17 protein-coding genes and 1 tRNA gene are annotated in these 17,338 nt (G+C 72.4%); 11 read left to right on the top strand and 7 right to left on the bottom strand.

Annotation, left to right across the window (positions count from 1 at the left end; genetic code table 11):
- Window positions 1-83: 83 nt before the first annotated feature.
- Complete coding sequence (locus O7603_RS21225) at window positions 84-1,505, bottom strand: hypothetical protein (RefSeq protein WP_281571551.1); 1,422 nt, start codon at window positions 1,503-1,505, stop codon at window positions 84-86.
- 112 nt (window positions 1,506-1,617) lie between these two features.
- Here O7603_RS21225 and O7603_RS21220 point away from each other — a divergent pair, with 112 nt between their 5' ends.
- Window positions 1,618-2,283 carry a PASTA domain-containing protein gene (locus O7603_RS21220; protein WP_281571550.1) on the top strand — a complete coding sequence of 222 codons (666 nt, stop codon included), beginning with the start codon at window positions 1,618-1,620 and terminating at the stop codon, window positions 2,281-2,283.
- Between the two features lie 121 nt (window positions 2,284-2,404).
- A complete protein-coding gene (locus O7603_RS21215; RefSeq protein WP_281571549.1) occupies window positions 2,405-3,298 on the top strand; it encodes a PASTA domain-containing protein in 894 nt (297 codons plus the stop codon).
- A gap of 10 nt (window positions 3,299-3,308) precedes the next feature.
- On the opposite strand, the gene O7603_RS21210 is transcribed toward O7603_RS21215, so the two are convergent.
- On the bottom strand, window positions 3,309-3,764 hold the full coding sequence (locus O7603_RS21210; protein ID WP_281571548.1) for a hypothetical protein: 456 nt from the start codon (window positions 3,762-3,764) through the stop codon (window positions 3,309-3,311).
- A gap of 100 nt (window positions 3,765-3,864) precedes the next feature.
- Window positions 3,865-4,149: a hypothetical protein gene (locus O7603_RS21205; RefSeq protein ID WP_281571547.1), complete on the bottom strand. Its 285-nt coding sequence runs from the start codon at window positions 4,147-4,149 to the stop codon at window positions 3,865-3,867.
- Window positions 4,150-4,808: 659 nt separating this feature from the next.
- On the opposite strand from O7603_RS21205, the gene O7603_RS21200 reads away from it, so the two are divergent.
- From O7603_RS21200 to O7603_RS21190, 3 genes are all read left to right on the top strand, one after another.
- Window positions 4,809-5,690, top strand: coding sequence for a helix-turn-helix transcriptional regulator (locus O7603_RS21200; protein ID WP_281571546.1), 882 nt, complete (start codon window positions 4,809-4,811; stop codon window positions 5,688-5,690).
- Window positions 5,660-5,881 carry a DUF397 domain-containing protein gene (locus O7603_RS21195; RefSeq protein WP_281571545.1) on the top strand — a complete coding sequence of 74 codons (222 nt, stop codon included), beginning with the start codon at window positions 5,660-5,662 and terminating at the stop codon, window positions 5,879-5,881. Before O7603_RS21200 ends, O7603_RS21195 begins: the two co-directional genes overlap by 31 nt.
- A 263-nt stretch (window positions 5,882-6,144) precedes the next feature.
- Window positions 6,145-6,546 (top strand): hypothetical protein, encoded by a 402-nt coding sequence (locus O7603_RS21190; protein WP_281571544.1) that lies wholly within the window; start codon window positions 6,145-6,147, stop codon window positions 6,544-6,546.
- On the opposite strand, the gene O7603_RS21185 is transcribed toward O7603_RS21190, so the two are convergent.
- Window positions 6,514-7,113 carry a hypothetical protein gene (locus O7603_RS21185; protein ID WP_281571543.1) on the bottom strand — a complete coding sequence of 200 codons (600 nt, stop codon included), beginning with the start codon at window positions 7,111-7,113 and terminating at the stop codon, window positions 6,514-6,516. The two genes, O7603_RS21190 and O7603_RS21185, sit on opposite strands and share 33 nt — an antisense overlap.
- A gap of 210 nt (window positions 7,114-7,323) precedes the next feature.
- Between O7603_RS21185 and O7603_RS21180 the strand changes: the two genes are divergently transcribed.
- On the top strand, window positions 7,324-9,192 hold the full coding sequence (locus O7603_RS21180) for a S8 family serine peptidase (RefSeq protein ID WP_281571542.1): 1,869 nt from the start codon (window positions 7,324-7,326) through the stop codon (window positions 9,190-9,192).
- A gap of 111 nt (window positions 9,193-9,303) precedes the next feature.
- Here O7603_RS21180 and O7603_RS21175 read toward each other — a convergent pair whose 3' ends face one another.
- The 3 genes from O7603_RS21175 to O7603_RS21165 all read right to left on the bottom strand — a co-directional run bounded on the left by O7603_RS21175 (window position 9,304) and on the right by O7603_RS21165 (window position 11,371).
- Window positions 9,304-10,107 (bottom strand): WecB/TagA/CpsF family glycosyltransferase, encoded by an 804-nt coding sequence (locus O7603_RS21175; protein WP_281571541.1) that lies wholly within the window; start codon window positions 10,105-10,107, stop codon window positions 9,304-9,306.
- Window positions 10,104-11,177, bottom strand: coding sequence for an NAD-dependent epimerase/dehydratase family protein (locus tag O7603_RS21170; protein ID WP_281571540.1), 1,074 nt, complete (start codon window positions 11,175-11,177; stop codon window positions 10,104-10,106). The genes O7603_RS21175 and O7603_RS21170 overlap by 4 nt, the downstream gene beginning before the upstream one ends.
- Before the next feature lie 108 nt (window positions 11,178-11,285).
- Window positions 11,286-11,371: transfer RNA gene (locus tag O7603_RS21165), tRNA-Leu, on the bottom strand.
- 207 nt (window positions 11,372-11,578) lie between these two features.
- Here O7603_RS21165 and O7603_RS21160 point away from each other — a divergent pair.
- Genes O7603_RS21160 through O7603_RS21140 form a run of 5 tightly spaced genes read left to right on the top strand, consistent with a single transcriptional unit; the run spans window position 11,579 to window position 17,337 of the window.
- Window positions 11,579-12,367, top strand: a complete 789-nt coding sequence (locus O7603_RS21160) for a DUF3662 and FHA domain-containing protein (RefSeq protein ID WP_281571539.1) — start codon at window positions 11,579-11,581, stop codon at window positions 12,365-12,367.
- Between the two features lie 6 nt (window positions 12,368-12,373).
- Complete coding sequence (locus O7603_RS21155; protein WP_088996760.1) at window positions 12,374-12,859, top strand: FHA domain-containing protein; 486 nt, start codon at window positions 12,374-12,376, stop codon at window positions 12,857-12,859.
- Window positions 12,856-14,310 (top strand): protein phosphatase 2C domain-containing protein, encoded by a 1,455-nt coding sequence (locus tag O7603_RS21150; protein ID WP_281571538.1) that lies wholly within the window; start codon window positions 12,856-12,858, stop codon window positions 14,308-14,310. The genes O7603_RS21155 and O7603_RS21150 overlap by 4 nt, the downstream gene beginning before the upstream one ends.
- Window positions 14,311-14,338: 28 nt before the next feature.
- On the top strand, window positions 14,339-15,832 hold the full coding sequence (locus O7603_RS21145; protein WP_281571537.1) for an FtsW/RodA/SpoVE family cell cycle protein: 1,494 nt from the start codon (window positions 14,339-14,341) through the stop codon (window positions 15,830-15,832).
- Window positions 15,829-17,337, top strand: coding sequence for a penicillin-binding protein 2 (locus O7603_RS21140; protein WP_281571536.1), 1,509 nt, complete (start codon window positions 15,829-15,831; stop codon window positions 17,335-17,337). The genes O7603_RS21145 and O7603_RS21140 overlap by 4 nt, the downstream gene beginning before the upstream one ends.
- Window position 17,338: the final 1 nt, after the last annotated feature.

The raw sequence follows: 17,338 nt of genomic DNA, 5'->3' as shown, positions 1-17,338 counted from the left end.
ATCGACTGACCGGTCGTCACTCCCGGCAGATCGACGGACCGGTCGTCACCAGCGGCAGATCGGCTCCGCCGCGCGGGCGGTCGTCACTCCGGACGGCGCGGGGATCGGCCGCGCCGTCCGGCCTGCTTCGAGGCCGCTTCCGCCGTCGCCGGTCCGCTGTTGTCCGTGCCGGCCGGCGCCAACCGGTCCGCCTCGCCGGTGCGCGGGGCCGGGACCCGGGGGTCGGCGGCGGGTGACGCGCCGGCGGCCGGTGCCGGACCGGGGTCGCCCGCGGTGCCGGTCTTCGTCGCGGACGCCAGCCGCCCGCGACCGCTCGCGGTGGACGTCTTCGGCTCGCCGGTGCTCGGGCCGGCCGTGGCCAGCTGTCCCGTGCTCGGGCCGGACGTCGCCGGCTGGCCCGTCGTGGGGCGGAACTGCGGGGTGGGAACCGGTGCCGCCGTCCGCCGGTCGGCGCGCTGGGCGAACGCGGCGACCAGGACCGAGCCGCCGATGCCCCCGATCACCGCGTACGGCGCGATGAGGTGCGCGGACACCTGCTCCGGGCTGATCGCCGACAGTCGCGGCACGGCCAGCAGATACCCGAGCGCGACGAGCAGCGGCCCGGCCGCGCCGGAGATCGTCGCGCCCACCCGGCGATCCGTCGACCGGGCCGCGCGCCGGGCGGCCAGCACGCCGATCACCAGCGCGGAGCCGAGCGAGAGCACGGCCCCGGGCCAGTAGAGGTAGTCCCGGATCCAGAAGCCGGGCCGATCCGCGCTGATCTGCCAGATGCCGAGCTGAGCGGTGGTCAGCCCGCGGCCGGAGAGCACCCCGTCGACCACCGCGATCACGGCGAGCAGCCACAGCCAGGCCACGGTCGCGATGATGTTGGCGGCGGCGGCGCGCGACCGCAGCGCCCAGAGCGCGGAGAGCACGCCGAGCAGCACACCGATGGCCGCGTACGCAGCGGCGACGCGCTGCGGAGTCGCCGTGTCCGGCGCCTCGGCGACCCGGGCCGGCACCCCGACCAGCAGCACGGTCACCAGGGCGCCCAACCCGGCGGCGACGGCCAGGCCGACGTGCGCCAGGCCGGCGTGCCGGCTGCCGCCGCCCGCCCGTGCGGGGGTCCGATCCCCGGCCACCGGTCCGGTCGACGCATCGTCCACAGTGCCCTGAAGCGGAGCGGACTCGCGGTCGGTGGCGTCGAGCGGTCGGGCCGGGTCGGCGCCGTCCGGCGTCGCCGTGCCGGAGCCGGTCGTGGTGTCGCTCCCGGCGGCCGCCGGGGTGGTCGCAGGAACCCGCTCGCGAAGCCGGTGCGCGCAGACAGCGCCGAGAATCGTCGAGGTCGCCGCGATCCAGGTGGCCCAGATCAGGCTGGCGACCCAGGCCGCCGGTGCCACGCCGGCATCGGCCGGCGCCCAGTTGATGATGCCCAACCCGTAGCCGAAGCCCAGTTGAGCCGCGCCGGTACCGGCAGCAACGCCGATCGCCGTCGCGATCGATCCTCCCCAGCCGCGTCTGGCCATGCCGGGCAGCGTAACGTCCCGTCGGCGGCGCGGCGAGCCGTCGGCGCCCGGCTTGGCGGTGATCGGCTTGGCGGTGACCGGTACGGTCGCCGGTGACTGAGGCGGTGGCGGTGTGACGGACGGGAACACGAACGGTGGCGGCGAGGCCGGACCGGGACGGCTGAACATGGTGCTCGGCGGCGGCCTGGCCGTGGTGCTGCTCGCCGCGATCGGCGCGACCGGGGGCTGGTTGCTGGCCGGCGAGGACGACGTACCGCCGGATGAGCCGGCGGTGGCGGGGAGCGCGACCGGCGGTCCCAGCGCCTCCCCCACGCAGCGGCCGACAGCCACCCGGACGACGCCGTCCGCACCCCGCACCTCGGCGTCCAGCGGTACGGGTCTCGCCGTGCCGCCGGTGATCGGCACCGACTTCGAGACCGCTCGGGATGAGCTGCACGAGCGGAAGCTGGGCTGGCGGTTGGTGTTCGGCAGCGGCGCCGGCCGCACGGTCGAGCGGACCGCGCCGGAGGTCGGCGCCCCGGTGAAGCGCGGGGCGACGGTGACCCTCTACGTCACCGGACCGGCACCGGCCACCATCGTGCCGGACCTCGTGGGCGACAAGTGCGACGAGGCGGCGGAGGAGTTGGGCGACGACGGCCTCTACCCGCGGTACCCGGCGGGCCGCAGCGGCGCCATCGTCCGGCAGGAGCCGGCGGCGGGAACCACGGCCCGGTGGAACGATCAGGTCCAGATCTGGTGCGGGGCCGAGCCGGCGGATTCGACGACCCCGGCCCCGTGACCGCCCGACCGGCCGTCGGACCGGGCGGGTCGGGACCGTGATCCGCGGCGACGGGCGCCCGGACCGCTAGGTTGGCGGTCGAGGGCCAGGGCGCCCGCCCGGTTCGGGAGAGGACGGTGCGATGAGCGACGACCGCCAGGAACCGCCCGCCGGGGAGCACGACGGCGACCAGACCCGACCGCTGCCGCGCTCCGGCGAGGAGCCGGCCGACCACACCCAGCGACTGCCCGGCCCGGCCAACCGGCCCGGGTCGGCACAGCCGGCCGAAGAGCAGCCCCGACCCACCCCACCGGATGCGACCGCGCCGCTGGGACGGCCGGCGGACGAGACCGCGCCACTGGACCGTGCCGCGCCGACGGGGCGGCCGGCAGACGAGACCGCGCCGCTGAACCGCGCCGGACCGGACCGGACCGCGCCGCTGCCGCCGGAACGGTCCGCGCCGTGGTCCGGGCGCGCCGAGGTGCCACCGCCCCGACCCGCGGACTACCGGGAGCCGGCCGGTGAGTGGTACGCCGAGGACCAGGGCGGCCGGCGCTGGTGGCTACCGATCCTCTGGGGCATCCTGGCGCTGCTGCTCGTCGCCCTGCTCGGCACCGCGCTGTGGCTCGTGCTCAGCGCGGACGACGACCGGACCGGCCCGGAGCCGACCCTGTCCCCCTCGCTGACCACGGCCGCGGCGACCAGCGCCGCCCCGACGTCGGCCGCCCCGACGAGCGAGTCGCCGAGCGCGCCGCCGACCACCGAGGCCGGGGTGCCGGTGCCTCCGCTGGTGGGGTTGTCGCAGGCGACGGCCGAAGGGCTGCTCGACCGGCTCGGGCTGAGCTACCGGGTGGAGTACCGCACGTCGGAGCTGCCACCGGGACGCGTGATCGCCAGCGAGCCGGAGGCGGGTGAACCGGTGCCCGACGGCGAGGAGGTCGTGCTCGTCGTGTCGCGGGCCGCCGAGCCCACGTCCTCGGGCCCGCTCACGTCGAGCCCCACGGCGACCGGCCCCACCGCGACCGCCACGTCCTGACCGCCGGCCGTCACCACATTCGTCGTCTGGTGCCGACCAGGCCGAGGCCGACGAGCGAGATGGTCAGGCCGATGATGCCGGACCAGAACAGCGAGCGCCGGATGTCCGCCGCCGAGTGCGGTCCGGTGCCCGTGCCGTTGTCGCCGGCCAGCGCGCCTGCGTCGGGCCCGGAACCCTCGTCCGGCGCGGTGCCGGCGTCGGCCGTGGAGCCGGCGTCCGCGTCGCCCGCGTCGTCGGGCGAGCCGTGCCAGCCGGGCATGTCCTCCTGGTCGGGCGGGTCGTCCTCGCCGATCACGGTGATCTCCGGTGCCGGCACCGGTTCCTGCAACTGGGTGGAGGAGAGAGCGGGGTCGCGGACCACGATCACGAGCGTGGTGGCGGCGCCGAAGAGCGCCAGGATCCCGAAGGCGTAGCCGAAACGTGAACGGTGGTGCCGCCGCGCGGCGGGCAGATTGACCATGACCATCCCAGGGTCTGGGTCCTGGACGCGCGGGGTGGAACATGCCGGGGTGGGCGTGCCTCGATTCTATGGCGAGGACACGCCCGCCGACGGCGGTTTCGGCTGGTCAGCCCACCCGGACCGGAGTACGGACGACCGGCCGGCGAGGTCGTACGGTGTGCGAGCGCTGTTCCGGCGCGGCACGCAGCTGCCGCAGCCCTTCGCGCTGCACGTAGATCGACCGCCGGTTGACCGCGTCCCCCGCCGCGTTCAACTCGTAGCCGTCGAGCCAGAGCCAACCGTCGTAGGTCGGCCAGTCGAGCACCCGGATCACCCGGAACGTGATGGGCCGGAAGAACTGGACGCTCGCCGCGCGAGTCACGTGCAGTACGTCACCAGAGCGGGGAAGCACATGGGCTCCTGAAAGGTTCGGCCGGCGGACGCGCCGGCGATGTCGGGTCGGGGGACGTCTCGGCCGGTGAACGGGGTCGTGCCTCGTGGACCGGTGTCGTGCGGGTGGTGGTGGTCGGGCCGTACCCGCTGGTGGCGCGCCGCCACCCGACCATCACCCGGCTGCTCCGGGTATCGCGCCCGCCGCCGCAGCCAACTGACGTGCAGCGGCGGGGTCTCACCCCGGTGCAGCTCTGGTTGTCGCAGGCCCGGGCCACCGGGATCCCGTCCGCCCCGACCAGTGATGATCACGATCGGGGATCGGGCGGAGACGGTGAGTAACCCGTGCCATACCGAACAGGGTGCACCAGTGGCGTGCTTCATGCAAGTTGCACGTCGACTTTTGCCGATACGTGAGTGCGCCCCGCAAACCGGCGCTTGATGCCTTACACGTCGGGACGGCACACTGAGGGCCGGTTTCGCCCGTCGCGGCCGGCCGAGGACCGGCACCACCCCCAGCCGCGAAACGTTCGCCGACGAGGGTCGCGCCCACGGCGGGCGGCGACCAACGGCGCGTCGACCGGAGGTAGGCCGGGTGACAGCGAGCAGCCAGCGTTCCGAGGTGGCGCCCGTGCGCGCGGACAGCGGGGCGGGCCCGCGATCGCGGAGCGAGGTGAACCGGTGAGCGAACGGCGCAGCCCGACCATCCGGCGTCGCCGGCTCGGCGCGGAACTGCGCCGACAGCGCGAGTCGGCGGGCATCACGATCGAGGCGGTGGCCGAGCAGCTGGAGTGCTCGGCCTCCAAGGTCTCCCGGATCGAGACCGGCCACACCACGGCCACCCCGCGAGACGTACGGGACATGCTCCGGATCTACGGGGTGGTCGGCGCGGAGAGCGACGAACTGGTCCAGATCGCCCGCGAGGCCCGGCAGAAGGGCTGGTGGCATCCGTACAGCACCGTCCTGGTCGGCGCGTACGTCGGGCTCGAGGCGGCGGCCAGCTCCATCCGGGCCTACGAGCAGCAGGTGGTGCCGGGCCTGCTGGAGACCGAGGAGTACGCGAGCGCGATGATCCGGGCCGCCCGGCCCGACTTCACCCCGGACCAGGTCGCACAACGTGTCCGTGTCCGCCTGGGTCGACAGTCGTTGCTGACTCAGGATGATCCGGTCGATCTGTGGGTGGTGCTCGATGAAGCGGTGGTGAGCCGTCCGGTGGGCGGGGACGAGGTGATGCGCGACCAGCTCAAGCGGCTGGTCGAGGTTGCCGAACTGCCGAACGTGACGTTGCAGATCCTGCCGTTCGAGGTGGGGGCGCACGCCGGCATGGACGGGACCTTCACGATCCTCAGTTTCCCGGAGCCGGGTGATCCGGATGTCGTGTACGCGGAGAACGCCACGGGTGGGCTCTTCCTGGAGAAGAGCGACGAACTGCAGAAGTACAGCTTCATCTTCGATCACATCCGAGCAGCGGCCATTCGCCCCGAGGAGTCCATCGCACACATCGCGAAACTGGCAGAGGAGCCGTTGTGGAAATGGCGACCAAGAGGTTCCCCGTGGACCTGACGCAGGCAACGTGGTTCAAGAGCTCGAAGAGCGGGCCGAACTGTGACAACTGCGTGGAGGTGGCGTACGTGACCGGCGCGGTCGGAGTGCGGGACTCCAAGGACAGGACCGGGCCGGCTCTGATCTTCGCTCCGGGTGACTGGCGTGAGTTCGTCGCCCGCACCAGGGAGGGCTCGTTCGGCCCGGCCTGAGTCGCCGGGCAGACGCTGACGGGCGGCCCCCGTCCGGGTAGGTCACCGGACGGGGGCCGGGCCCTGCCGAGCCGACGTCGGTGCCCGGATCCGTCCGCTCGCCCGCCCGGATCGAGCACGCCGGACCGGCGTACTACCCGACGGGCCAGGATCCGCCGGGATTCCCGTCGCCACATCGGTCCCGCCTCGTTGAACCGGTCGGTACGGCGCTGGTCGACAAACCCGCCGCAGGGATCCGCAACCGAGCGAGGTAGGCGAGACGGATGACGACGATCGGGTCAGACAACCTCACGAACGGTCCCGGGAAGCCGGAGCGGTTCGGTGGCAAGTACCGGGGGGCGCGCCGGGACACCGTCCTGACCGAGGTGGTCTCGAGCGATTCCGACCTTGACGCGCGGGAGACGCCGGCACCCGAACAGTCCGGCCCGCCGCTCTCCCTTCCGTCGCTGGACCCGAACCCGCTCACCGAGCCGTCCTTCCCGCCGACCGGCTGGTCGACGGAGCCCGGCGAATCGCTGGTCGACCACCCGCTGCTGCGCGGCCTGCTGATGGAGCTGCCGCCGAAGGGCAGCGTGCCGCCCCCGGGCTGGCTGGACCGGTGGTTCGAGGCGACCCGCGCCATCCTGGAACTGCTATACGTGCAGGGGGCTGGCCGCTCGCGCTGAGGCCGGTTCCGGCCGCCGGGCCCGCTCGGCGAGCCGGTTGTGCCGCAACGCGTGCCGGACGCCGACGGCCAGGACGACGAGCGCGCCGACGGTGATCGCCGGACCGGTGACGCCCGGCGCGGCGAACAGACCGCTCCCGCTCGCCGTGATCAGCGCCGGCACGGTGAGCAGGCCGGTGACCTGCAACGGCAACCCGATCAGCGGGTGTGCCGCGGCCGCCCGCAGACCGTGCGGCGCGGGTGTGTCCGGCGCCGTGGCGAACGCGCGGGCACCGGCCCACAGCCGGCGTACCCGGCGTACGGTGCAGGCCGCCACCACGAGCGCGGGGAGCGCGGCGAGATCCAGCGCGGCGGCGGCCCGGTCGGCCGGGGCGTCCCCGGCGCTGAGCAACCCGGCGCCCAGTACGCCCAAGGTCAGCGTCAGGCCGGCGAGGGTCAGGGTGAGCAGCCACCCGGCGCGCCGACGCAGCGCGCAGGCGCGGTCCAGCCGGGGCAGGCGGTCCGCGACCGCGCCGGCGGCCAGCCACACGGTGGCGATCGGCAGCAGGACGGCGAGGTGGCTCTCCATGCTGGACAGTTTTGCCCGGTCACGGGCTCCGCGAATCCGGGGCGCGCCCCCGTTCGCCCCGGACGCCGTCCCGTAGGGGGTCATCGTCCCGCGTTATGAAAGATTCGACATGTTTAACTTCGTCGTTCTTCTGATCTACCCTCGGCTATATTGGCCGCCGTCGATCTGAGCGGGACCCGCGTCGGGCGGCTGCCGGTAGGAGGTAGAGACATGGGTCTTGCCCACAGGTCCGTACTCGTCGGGGTGGCCACCCTGACCATGCTGGCCGCCGCCACACCCGCACTGGCCGCCGAGCCGACCGGCGCGATCCGCGCGGCGGGTGGCGACACGGCCGTCGCCGACAGCTACATCGTCGTCTTCAAGGACAGCGCCGTCAGCCGCAGCACCGTCGGCGACAACGCGAGCCGGCTGGTCGGACGGCACGGCGGCGCGGTGGCCCGCACCTACGGGGCGGCGCTGCGCGGCTTCGAGGTCCGGGTCGGCGCCAAGGCCGCCGCGCGGATCGCCGCGGACCCGGCCGTGGCGTACGTCGAGCAGAACCACACCGTGTCGATCGCCGGCACCCAGACCAATCCGCCCTCCTGGGGTCTGGACCGGATCGATCAGCGGAACCTGCCGCTGAACAGCTCGTACACCTACCCGAACACGGCGTCCAACGTCCGCGCCTACGTCATCGACACCGGTGTCCTCTACGGGCACAACGACTTCGGCGGCCGGGCCGTCTCCGGCTTCGACGCGGTGGACGGCGGCTCCGCCGACGACTGCAACGGCCACGGCACGCACGTCGCGGGCACGGTCGGCGGGTCGGCGTACGGCGTGGCGAAGGGCGTCCAGATCGTCGGCGTCCGGGTGCTCAACTGCCAGGGCAGCGGCACCAACGCCCAGGTGGTGGCCGGGATCGACTGGGTGACCGCGAACGCGGTCAAGCCGGCGGTCGCGAACATGAGCCTCGGCGGCGGCGCCAACAGCTCGATCGACACGGCGGTCACCAACTCGATCAACTCCGGCATCACCTACGCGGTGGCGGCGGGCAACGGCGATATCTTCGGCAACCGGCAGAACGCCTGTAACTACTCACCGGCCCGGGTCCCGGCGGCGATCACCGTCGGCGCCACCCAGAACAACGACGCCGCGGCGAGCTTCTCCAACTTCGGTACCTGCGTCGACATCCTGGCGCCGGGCGTCAACATCACCTCGGCCTGGTACACGGGCAGCAGCGCGACGAACACGATCAGCGGCACCTCGATGGCGTCGCCGCACGTCGCGGGCGCCGCGGCGCTGGTGCTCTCGGCGAACCCGTCGTGGAGCCCCCAGCAGGTGCGGGACAGCCTGGTCAACAACTCCACGCCCAACGTCGTGACCAACGTGGGCACCGGCACCCCGAACCGGCTGCTCTACGTCGTGAACGGCACCCCGCCGGCCAACGACTTCTCGGTCTCGGTGTCGCCGACCTCCGGCTCCACCGCGCCGGGCGGCTCGGTGACCACCACCGTCGGCACGGCCACCACCGCCGGCTCGGCCCAGTCGGTCAGCCTCTCCGCCAGCGGCCTGCCGTCCGGCGCGACCGCGTCGTTCAACCCGGCCACGGTGACCTCCGGCGGCTCGTCCACCCTCACTATCGCCACCTCGGCGAGCACCCCGGCCGGCACCTACCCGGTCACGATCACCGGCACCGGCACGGCGGGCGCCCGTACGGCCACGTACACGCTGACGGTGACCGGCACGGGCGGCGGCTGCTCCGGCACCAACGGCACGGACGTCGCGATCCCGGACACCGGCGCCACGGTGGCCAGCACGATCACGATCGCCGGGTGCAACCGCAACGCCTCGGCGTCGTCGACGGTCGCGGTGAACATCGTGCACACCTACCGCGGTGACCTGGTGATCGACCTGGTGGCCTCGGACGGCTCGTCGTACCGGCTGAAGAACAGCAGCTACTTCGATGGCGCCGACAACGTCAACACCACGTACACCGTCAACCTGTCGGGCGAGGCGGCGAACGGCACCTGGCGGCTCCAGGTGCGGGACGTCTACGCCGGTGACACCGGCTACATCAACACCTGGACCCTGACCCTCTGAGGCCGGGATCCACCGGGGCCCCTTCCGACCTGGGCGGGAGGGGCCCCGTCGCGTCCGGCCCGGGGAACGAGGTGGGCAGTCCCGCGCCGGAGACCGCGACGGGTCGGGCGGTCAGACCGCGAAGCCGGTGGGACGCTCGGTGGCGGGCGCCGGCGGGGTGGCCTTCCACAGGCCGAGCTTCTGGGCGGCCAGGCGGCTCAGGTAGACCGGGTTGAGGATCACGTAGCGCCGCCAGAGCCGCTTCGGCTCCTGGCCGAGCCGCCAGAGCCACTCCAGGCCGGCCCGCTGCATCCACGGCGGGGGCTGGCGCAGCAGTCCGGCGTGGTAGTCGAACGCCGCTCCGACGGCCATCAGCGGCATGTCGAGCAGCGGCCGCATGGCGTACGCGAAGACCTCCTGGCGGGGGCAACCGAGCCCGACCAGGACGAGCCGGGCGCCGCTGGCGCGGATCCGGTCGGCGATCTCGGCGTCCTCGCCCGGCTGCGCGGCGCGGAACTTGGACGGCTCCACGCCAGCGATCTTGAGGGCCGGGAACATCAGCTCGAGCGCCGGGATCAGCCGCGCGAGGGTCTCCTCGGTCGAGCCGTAGAGGTAGACCGGCAGGCCCTCGTCGGCGAACCGGGAGAGCACGTGCAGGGTCAGCGTCGGGCCGTAGACGCGGTCGGTGAGACCGGCGCCGTGCAGCAGGTTGAGCGCCCAGCGCACCGGTTGCCCGTCGGGGGTGACCACGTCGAACGAGTTCAGCCGGGCGTTGTGCGCCCGGTCGAGCACGCCGGTCATCACCCCGTGCACGGCCAGCGCGGTCAGCGCCAGCGGTCGACGCTCCCGGGCGGCCTCCACCACCCGCTGGGTCGCGCCCTCGTAGTCGGTCGCGTCGACCAGGACGCCGAGGACGTTCCGCTTCCGCTCGGTCATGCGCCCGGCACCCACTTGTCGACGTTGGCCTCGTGGATCTCCCGCATGATCATGGGCACGTCGTAGACCTGCTTCCAGTCGGGGTAGTCGACCTGGAACGCCTCGTTCGAGCCGATCCACCACTTGTGGTCGCCGACCCGGTTCTCCTCGACGTACTCCGAGATCATCTCCTGGCCGGTGATCCGTTCGGCCTCGGCGAACGCCTCCCGCATGGAGGTGTTGGAGTGCCGCCCCCCGCCCAGGTTGTAGACCGCGGACGAGCGCGGGTTGCGGAAGAACGCCTCGAACGCGGAGACCACGTCGGAGCTGTGGATCGCGTCCCGGACCTGCTTGCCCTGGTAGCCGTAGATCCGGTACATCCGGCGCTCCATGTTGGCCCGCATCACGTAGCCGAGGAACCCGTGCAGCTCGGTGGCCGAGTGGGCCGGGCCGGTCAGCGTGCCGCCCCGGAAGCAGGCGGTCCGCATGCCGAAGTACCGGCCGTACTCCTGCACCATCACGTCCGCGGCGACCTTCGAGGCCCCGAAGATCGAGTGCAGGGAGGAGTCGATCGACATGTCCTCGCGGATGCCATGCTCGTACGGGTGCCCCGGCTCGATCTCCCAGCGCGTCTCCAGCTCCACGAAGGGGAGGCTGTTCGGCCGGTCACCGTAGACCTTGTTGGTGGAGCAGTGGATGACCGGCGCCTCGATGCAGTGCTCGCGGACGTTCTGCAGGACGTTCAGCGTGCCGCCGGCGTTGACGTCGAAGTCGGTGAACGGGTCGCGGACCGCCCAGTCGTGCGACGGCTGGGCGGCGGTGTGGATCACCACGGCCACGTCGTCGCCGTAGCGCCGGAACAGCTTCCCCAGCGCGCTGCGGTCCCGGATGTCGATGCTGTGGTGCGAGTAGGCCGGGCCCAGCTCGTCGGTCAGCCGCCGGACGTTCCAGGCGGTCGACGCCTCCGCGCCGAAGAACTCCTGCCGCATGTCGTTGTCGATGCCGACCACGTCGAGGCCCAGGCCGGCGAAGTGCCGGGCCGCCTCGGAACCGATCAGACCGCCCGACCCGGTCACCAATGCGACACTCACACGCCACTCCCGGTCTCTCGGAGGCAGAGAACGATCGGAGCATAGCGTGACGCCCGGCACGCCCCGATATGCCGCGAGGGCCCCGCAATCTGCGGAGCCCTCGACTTCTGGTGGGGAAGGGGGGAGTTGAACCCCCACGCCCTTTCGGGCACACGGACCTGAACCGTGCGCGTCTGCCATTCCGCCACTTCCCCGTGGCAAGACCTGACTACTGTAATCCGCCCTGACCTCGCCGTCGCCGGCGGGGCCCGGAACATATTACGCTGTCCCGGTCATCGCTACGAGCGGTTACCGCTCGCGGCGGACGAAAGAGTAGCACGACAGGAGCGGCCCGTCCGAACGGGCCGTGAGCAGGCGGCCGAGCGGCGTGTGAGCTGCGCGCGCGCCGGCCGGATACCATCATGTCCTCGGGACCCGAGGAGGAGCCGGTGAGCGTGCTGCAACGCTTCGAGAAGCGTCTGGAAGGCCTGGTCGAAGGGGCCTTCGCCAAGGTCTTCAAAGGGGTGGTCCACCCCGTGGAGATCCTCAACGCCATGCAGCGGGAGGCCGAGGCGCACAAGGCCATCCTGGCCGGTGGGCGCACGTTGGTGCCCAACCGCTACGTGATCGATCTCTCGCCGTACGACCACAGTCGCCTGGCGCCGTACGCCGCCGCGCTGGCCCAGGAGCTGGCCCAGTCGCAGGCGGAGTTCATCGGCGAGCAGGCCTGGACGGTCTACGGCGACGTGATCGTCGAGATCGAGCGCGGTGAAGGGCTGGACACCGGCATGTTCCGGGTCACCGCCGAGGTCTACACCGGTGGCGAGGTGGCTCCGGCCCCGGGCCCCGGCTACGACGCCGGCCCGCCCGCCTACCCCGCGTACGACCAGGGCGGCGGCTACGGCCCTCCGCCCGGCCACGGCGGCACGCGCAACGTGCGGTTGGTCTCCGGCGACGGGCGCACCTACCCGCTGCAGATGGGCTCGACGGTCATCGGCCGCGGCGACCAGGCCAACCTGCGCCTGCCCGACGTCGGGATCTCCCGGCGACACGCCCGGCTGGACTTCGACGGCGGTCAGGTCGTGCTGACCGACCTCGGCTCGACCAACGGCACGATGGTCAACGGCCAGCGGGTCTCCGCCGTCGCCCTCAACCCGGGCGACATGATCCAGTTGGGCACCACGACGCTGACCTTCCGCGTGGACGGCTGACCCGCCTTGCCGGAACTGGTCATCACCGTCGCTCGGTTCGGGTTCCTGATCCTGCTGTGGATCTTCGTGTTCACGGTGGTCGGCGTCATCCGTCGGGACCTCTTCGCGGGTGCGCGTTCGGGCCGGCTGGTGGCCGCGCCCCGGGCGGTCGGCGCCTCGACGGGGCAGCCGGCGAAGCCGGCGAAGGTGAAGCGGGGCAGGGCGGCGCACCAGTTGGTGGTGACCGCCGGTCAGCTGGCCGGCACCCGGATCACGCTCGGTGAAGCGCAGATCACCATCGGTCGGGCCGAGGACTCCACCCTCGTCATCACCGACGACTACGCCTCCGCGCGACACGCCCGGCTCGTGCCGCGCGACGGGCAGTGGTTCGTCGAGGACCTCGGTTCGACTAACGGCACGTACCTGGATCGCGCTAAGGTCACCGGACCGACCCCCGTTCCCCTCGGCGTGCCGATCCGGATCGGCCGCACTTCCCTCGAATTACGGCCATGACTCTGACCCTGCGCTACGCGGCCCACAGCGACCGCGGTCTGATCCGAGACGGCAACCAAGATTCCGTCTACGCCGGGCCGCGGCTACTCGCCGTCGCCGACGGCATGGGCGGCATGGCCGCCGGTGACGTCGCCAGTAACATTGTCATCGGTGCCATGGCGCCACTCGACGAGGACGTCCCTGGTGACGCCCTCGTGGACGCTCTGCGTTCCGCCGTGGGCACCGCCAACCAACAACTCCGCGACACCGTGGACGCCAATCCCCAACTGGAGGGGATGGGCACCACGCTGACCGCGACGCTCTTCTCCGGCAGCAAGCTCGGCATGGTGCACATCGGCGACTCCCGGGCGTACCTGCTGCGCAACGGCGAGTTCGCGCAGATCACCAAGGACGACACGTACGTCCAGATGCTCGTCGACGAGGGCCGGATCAGCGCCGAGGAGGCGAGCAGCCATCCGCAGCGGTCGCTGCTCACCCGCGCGCTCGACGGCCGGGACATCGACCCGGAATACTCCGTCCGCCAGGTGCTCCCCGGTGACCGCTACCTGATCTGCAGCGACGGGCTCTCCGGCGTGGTCAGCGCGGACACCATCGCGGAGACCCTGCGGGAGTACGTCGACCCGCAGCAGTGCGTCGAGCGGCTGGTGCAGCTCGCGCTGCGCGGCGGCGGCCCGGACAACATCACCGTGATCATCGCGGACGCCACCGACCAGGACATCGTCGAGGCGACGCCGATCGTCGGCGGTGCCGCCGCCCGCGACCGCGGCATGGCCACGTCCGCCGACGACTCCACCCCCGCCGCACGGGCCTCCGCGCTCTCCGCGCCCCGGCCCGCCGCGCCGGAGGAGCCGGCCGCCAGCGCCGACGACGAGCCCGAGCGTCGCCGGCACCGGCCGGTACGGGCCGCCGCGATGGCGCTGGCGCTGCTGGTCATCCTCGGTGGCGGGCTCTTCGCCGGGTGGAGCTACACCCAGCGGCAGTACTACGTCGGCGCCACGGAGGACGGTCAGGTGGCCGTGTTCCGCGGGATACAGGGCCAGATCGCCGGCATGGACCTGTCCGACGTGCACTCCACCAGCCCCGCCGAACTGGACGACCTGACGCTGGCCGCTCAGGAGCAGGTCAAGCAGGGCATCCCGGCCAAGAGCGAGCCGGACGCCGAGCGCCGGCTCGCCGAGCTGACCAGCGACAGCCCGACCAACCCCAATCTGAAGCCGATCTGTCCGCCGAGCCCGACCGCCGGGACCGGCGCGGAGACGCCGACGCCGAGTGCCGTCGCCACCTCGCCCACCCCGGGCGGCTCCGCGACGGCCACGCCGCCGGCCGCCAGCGGCGCCCCCAGCCCCAGCAACAGCCCCGGGGGCGCCGAGCCGACGCCCACACCCGACGCCCCGCCGTCCGACTCGGCTCCGCCGGCGCTCGACCCGGCCACCTGCCGGTCGCCCGAGTGAGCGCCGGCCCGACTCCGAGGATCCATCCGTGACCGCAGCGGCCACACCGGCAGCCTCGCCCGCCACCACGGGCGAGCAGCCCGGCGTACGCCTGGCCCGGTCCCGGCGCAACGCGGAGCTGTCGCTGCTGCTGCTGGCCATGGTGCTGGTGGCCGCGTACGGGGCGACCGTCGAGGCCAACATGCTCGACACGGTCACCCCGGACTTCTGGCTGCCCGCCGCCGCGCTGGGCGCGGTCTTCCTCGGCCTGCACCTGGTCATCCGGTTCCTCGCCCCGTTCGCCGACCCCGCACTGTTGCCGGCGGTGGCGCTGCTGAACGGTCTCGGGGTGGGCTTCCTGCGCCGGATCGACCTGGGCGAGGCGCCGCCGGTCGACCGGGAGGAGCTGGCCATCTTCGCCGGCATCGGCGGGCGGCAGCTGGCCTGGACGCTCGTCTCGGTGATCCTCGCCGCCGGCCTGCTCGCCATCATGCGCGACCACCGGTCGATCTCCCGGTACGCGTACACCCTGGGCCTCGGCGGCATCGTGCTGGTGATGATCCCGGCGGTGCTGCCGAGCCGCTATTCCGAGATCAACGGCGCCAAGCTGTGGATCAAGTTCGGCGACTCGTTCTCCATCCAGCCGGGTGAGTTCGCCAAGCTGGCGCTGCTGGTCTTCTTCGCCTACTACCTCGTCCGCAAGCGCGAGGTGCTCTCGCTGGCCAGCCGGCGCTTCCTCGGCATCGACTTCCCCCGCGGCCGGGACCTCGGCCCGGTGGTCGTGGTCTGGCTGATCAGCCTCCTCGTCCTGATCTTCGAGAAGGACCTGGGCACGTCGCTGCTCTACTTCGGCATGTTCGTGGTGACGCTCTACATCGCCACCGAGCGGGTCAGCTGGCTGCTCATCGGTCTGGTGCTGTTCTTCGGCGGCGCCTACCTCGCCTACTTCCTCGGCGAGATGGTCGGTGGGCCGTTCGCGAACTTCTACCTGCGCGCGCAGATCTGGCTGGACCCGTTCGCCGACCCGACCGACAAGGGCTACCAGCTCGTTCAGGGGCTGCTCGCCCTGGGCACCGGCGGGCTCTTCGGCGCGGGGCCGGGCGGCGGGCAGCCGGACATCCTGCCCGAGGTGCAGAACGACTTCATCTTCGCCGGCGTCGGTGAGGAGATCGGCCTGTTCGGGCTCTCCGCGCTGCTGGTCGTCTACCTGCTGATCGTGGAGCGGGGCCTGCGGGCCGCGCTGGCCGTGCGGGACTCGTTCGGCAAGCTGCTCGCCGGCGGCCTCGCCTTCACCCTCGGGCTCCAGGTCTTCGTCATCGTCGGCGGGATCAGCAAGCTCATTCCGCTGACCGGTCAGACCACCCCGTTCCTCTCCGCCGGTGGCTCGTCACTGATGGCGAACTGGCTGCTCATCGCGGTGCTGCTTCGCGTCTCCGACGGCGCCCGGCGGCCGGTCAGCGGTGGCGGTGGCAAGGCCACCCGGCCGTCGGGCGGCCCGCCGGAGCAGCTGCACGGTGCCCCCACGGAGGTGATCAGGCCGTGAACGCACCACTGCGCCGCGTCGGCGTCGTCGTCATCGTCCTCTTCGGGTTGCTCTTCGCGAACCTGAACTGGATCCAGGCCTACAAGGCCGACGAGTACCGCAACAGCGACTACAACGGCCGCGTCCAGGTCGCCGAGTACGAGCGCAAGCGCGGCAACATCGAGGCCGGCGGCACCGCCCTGGCCACGAGCAAGGAGACCAGCGGCAAGCTGAAGTTCCAGCGCACCTACCCGGGCGGGGCCAAGTACGCGCACGTGCTCGGCTACAAGCCGGTCAACCTGGCCGACACCGGCATCGAGCGGGCCGAGAACGACTTCCTCGCCGGCACCAGCGACCAGCTGCTCGGCGACCGGATCAAGGACATGTTCACCGGTGACCAGACCGCCGGTGGCAACGTTCTGCTCACCCTCTCCAAGCGGGCCCAGGACGTGGCGTACGAGCAGCTGCGCACCAACCAGGTCGGTGCGAAGCGGGGCGCGGCGATCGCCATCGATCCGCGAACCGGCGCGGTGCAGGCCCTCGTCTCGATGCCCAGCTTCGACCCGAACCCGTTGGCCAGCCACGAGACCGCCGAGGCCGCGGCCGCGTACAACCAGCTCGAGCAGGACCCGAACGGGCCGCTCAAGAACCGGGCGCTCTCCGAGACCCTGCCGCCGGGCTCCACCTTCAAGATCGTGGTGGCCGCCGCCGCACTGGAGAACGGCGTCAGCAAGGACACCGAGATCCCGGCCGGGTCCAGCTACACCCCGCCGACCTCGGGCAGCCCGATCCGCAACGCCGCCGCGTCGATCTGCCCCGAGTCCGAGGTGACCCTCATGGAGGCGGTCACCGAGTCGTGCAACACCGGCTTCGCCCAGCTCGGCGTGCGGCTCGGAGCCGAAACCCTCAAGGAGAAGGCCCGGCAGTTCGGCTTCGAGCAGGAGGACCTCACCGTCGGCCAGCTCGGTGAGGACGGGCTGACCGTGGCGGCGAGCCGGACCGGGGACATGCAGAACCCGGACGGCAGCACCGACCCGGCCGCACTGGCCCAGTCGTCCATCGGCCAGAACAACGTCCGGATGACCCCGCTGGAGGGCGCCCTGATCGCCGCGTCGGTCGCCCAGAAGGACGGCAAGCAGATGCGGCCGTACCTGGTCCGGCAACTGCTCGCACCGGATCGCACCACCAGCTACTACACCGCGAACCCTCGAGAGTTGCGGCAGCCGATCAGCGGCCAGGTCGCCGCTGACCTGCGGGACATGATGGTCAGCGTGGTGGAGAACGGCACGGGCACCCGGGCCAAGATCAGCGGCTACACGGTCGGCGGCAAGACCGGCACCGCCCAGTCCGCGCCGGACCGCCCCGACCACGGCTGGTTCATCGGCTTCGCCATCGACAAGAACGGCAACGCGGTCTCCGCCGTCTGCGTCGAGCTGGAGCAGGCGGGCCCCGGCGGCAGCGCCGAGGCGGCCCGGATCGCCGGCCAGATCATGCGGGCGGCGATCGCCGACCCGGGGGGGCGCTGAC

The sequence above is a fragment of the Micromonospora sp. WMMD812 genome (genome assembly GCF_027497215.1).
GTDB lineage: Bacteria > Actinomycetota > Actinomycetes > Mycobacteriales > Micromonosporaceae > Micromonospora.
The sequence above is the reverse complement of the archived record's forward strand: the minus strand, read 5'-3'. Positions and strand labels throughout refer to the sequence as shown.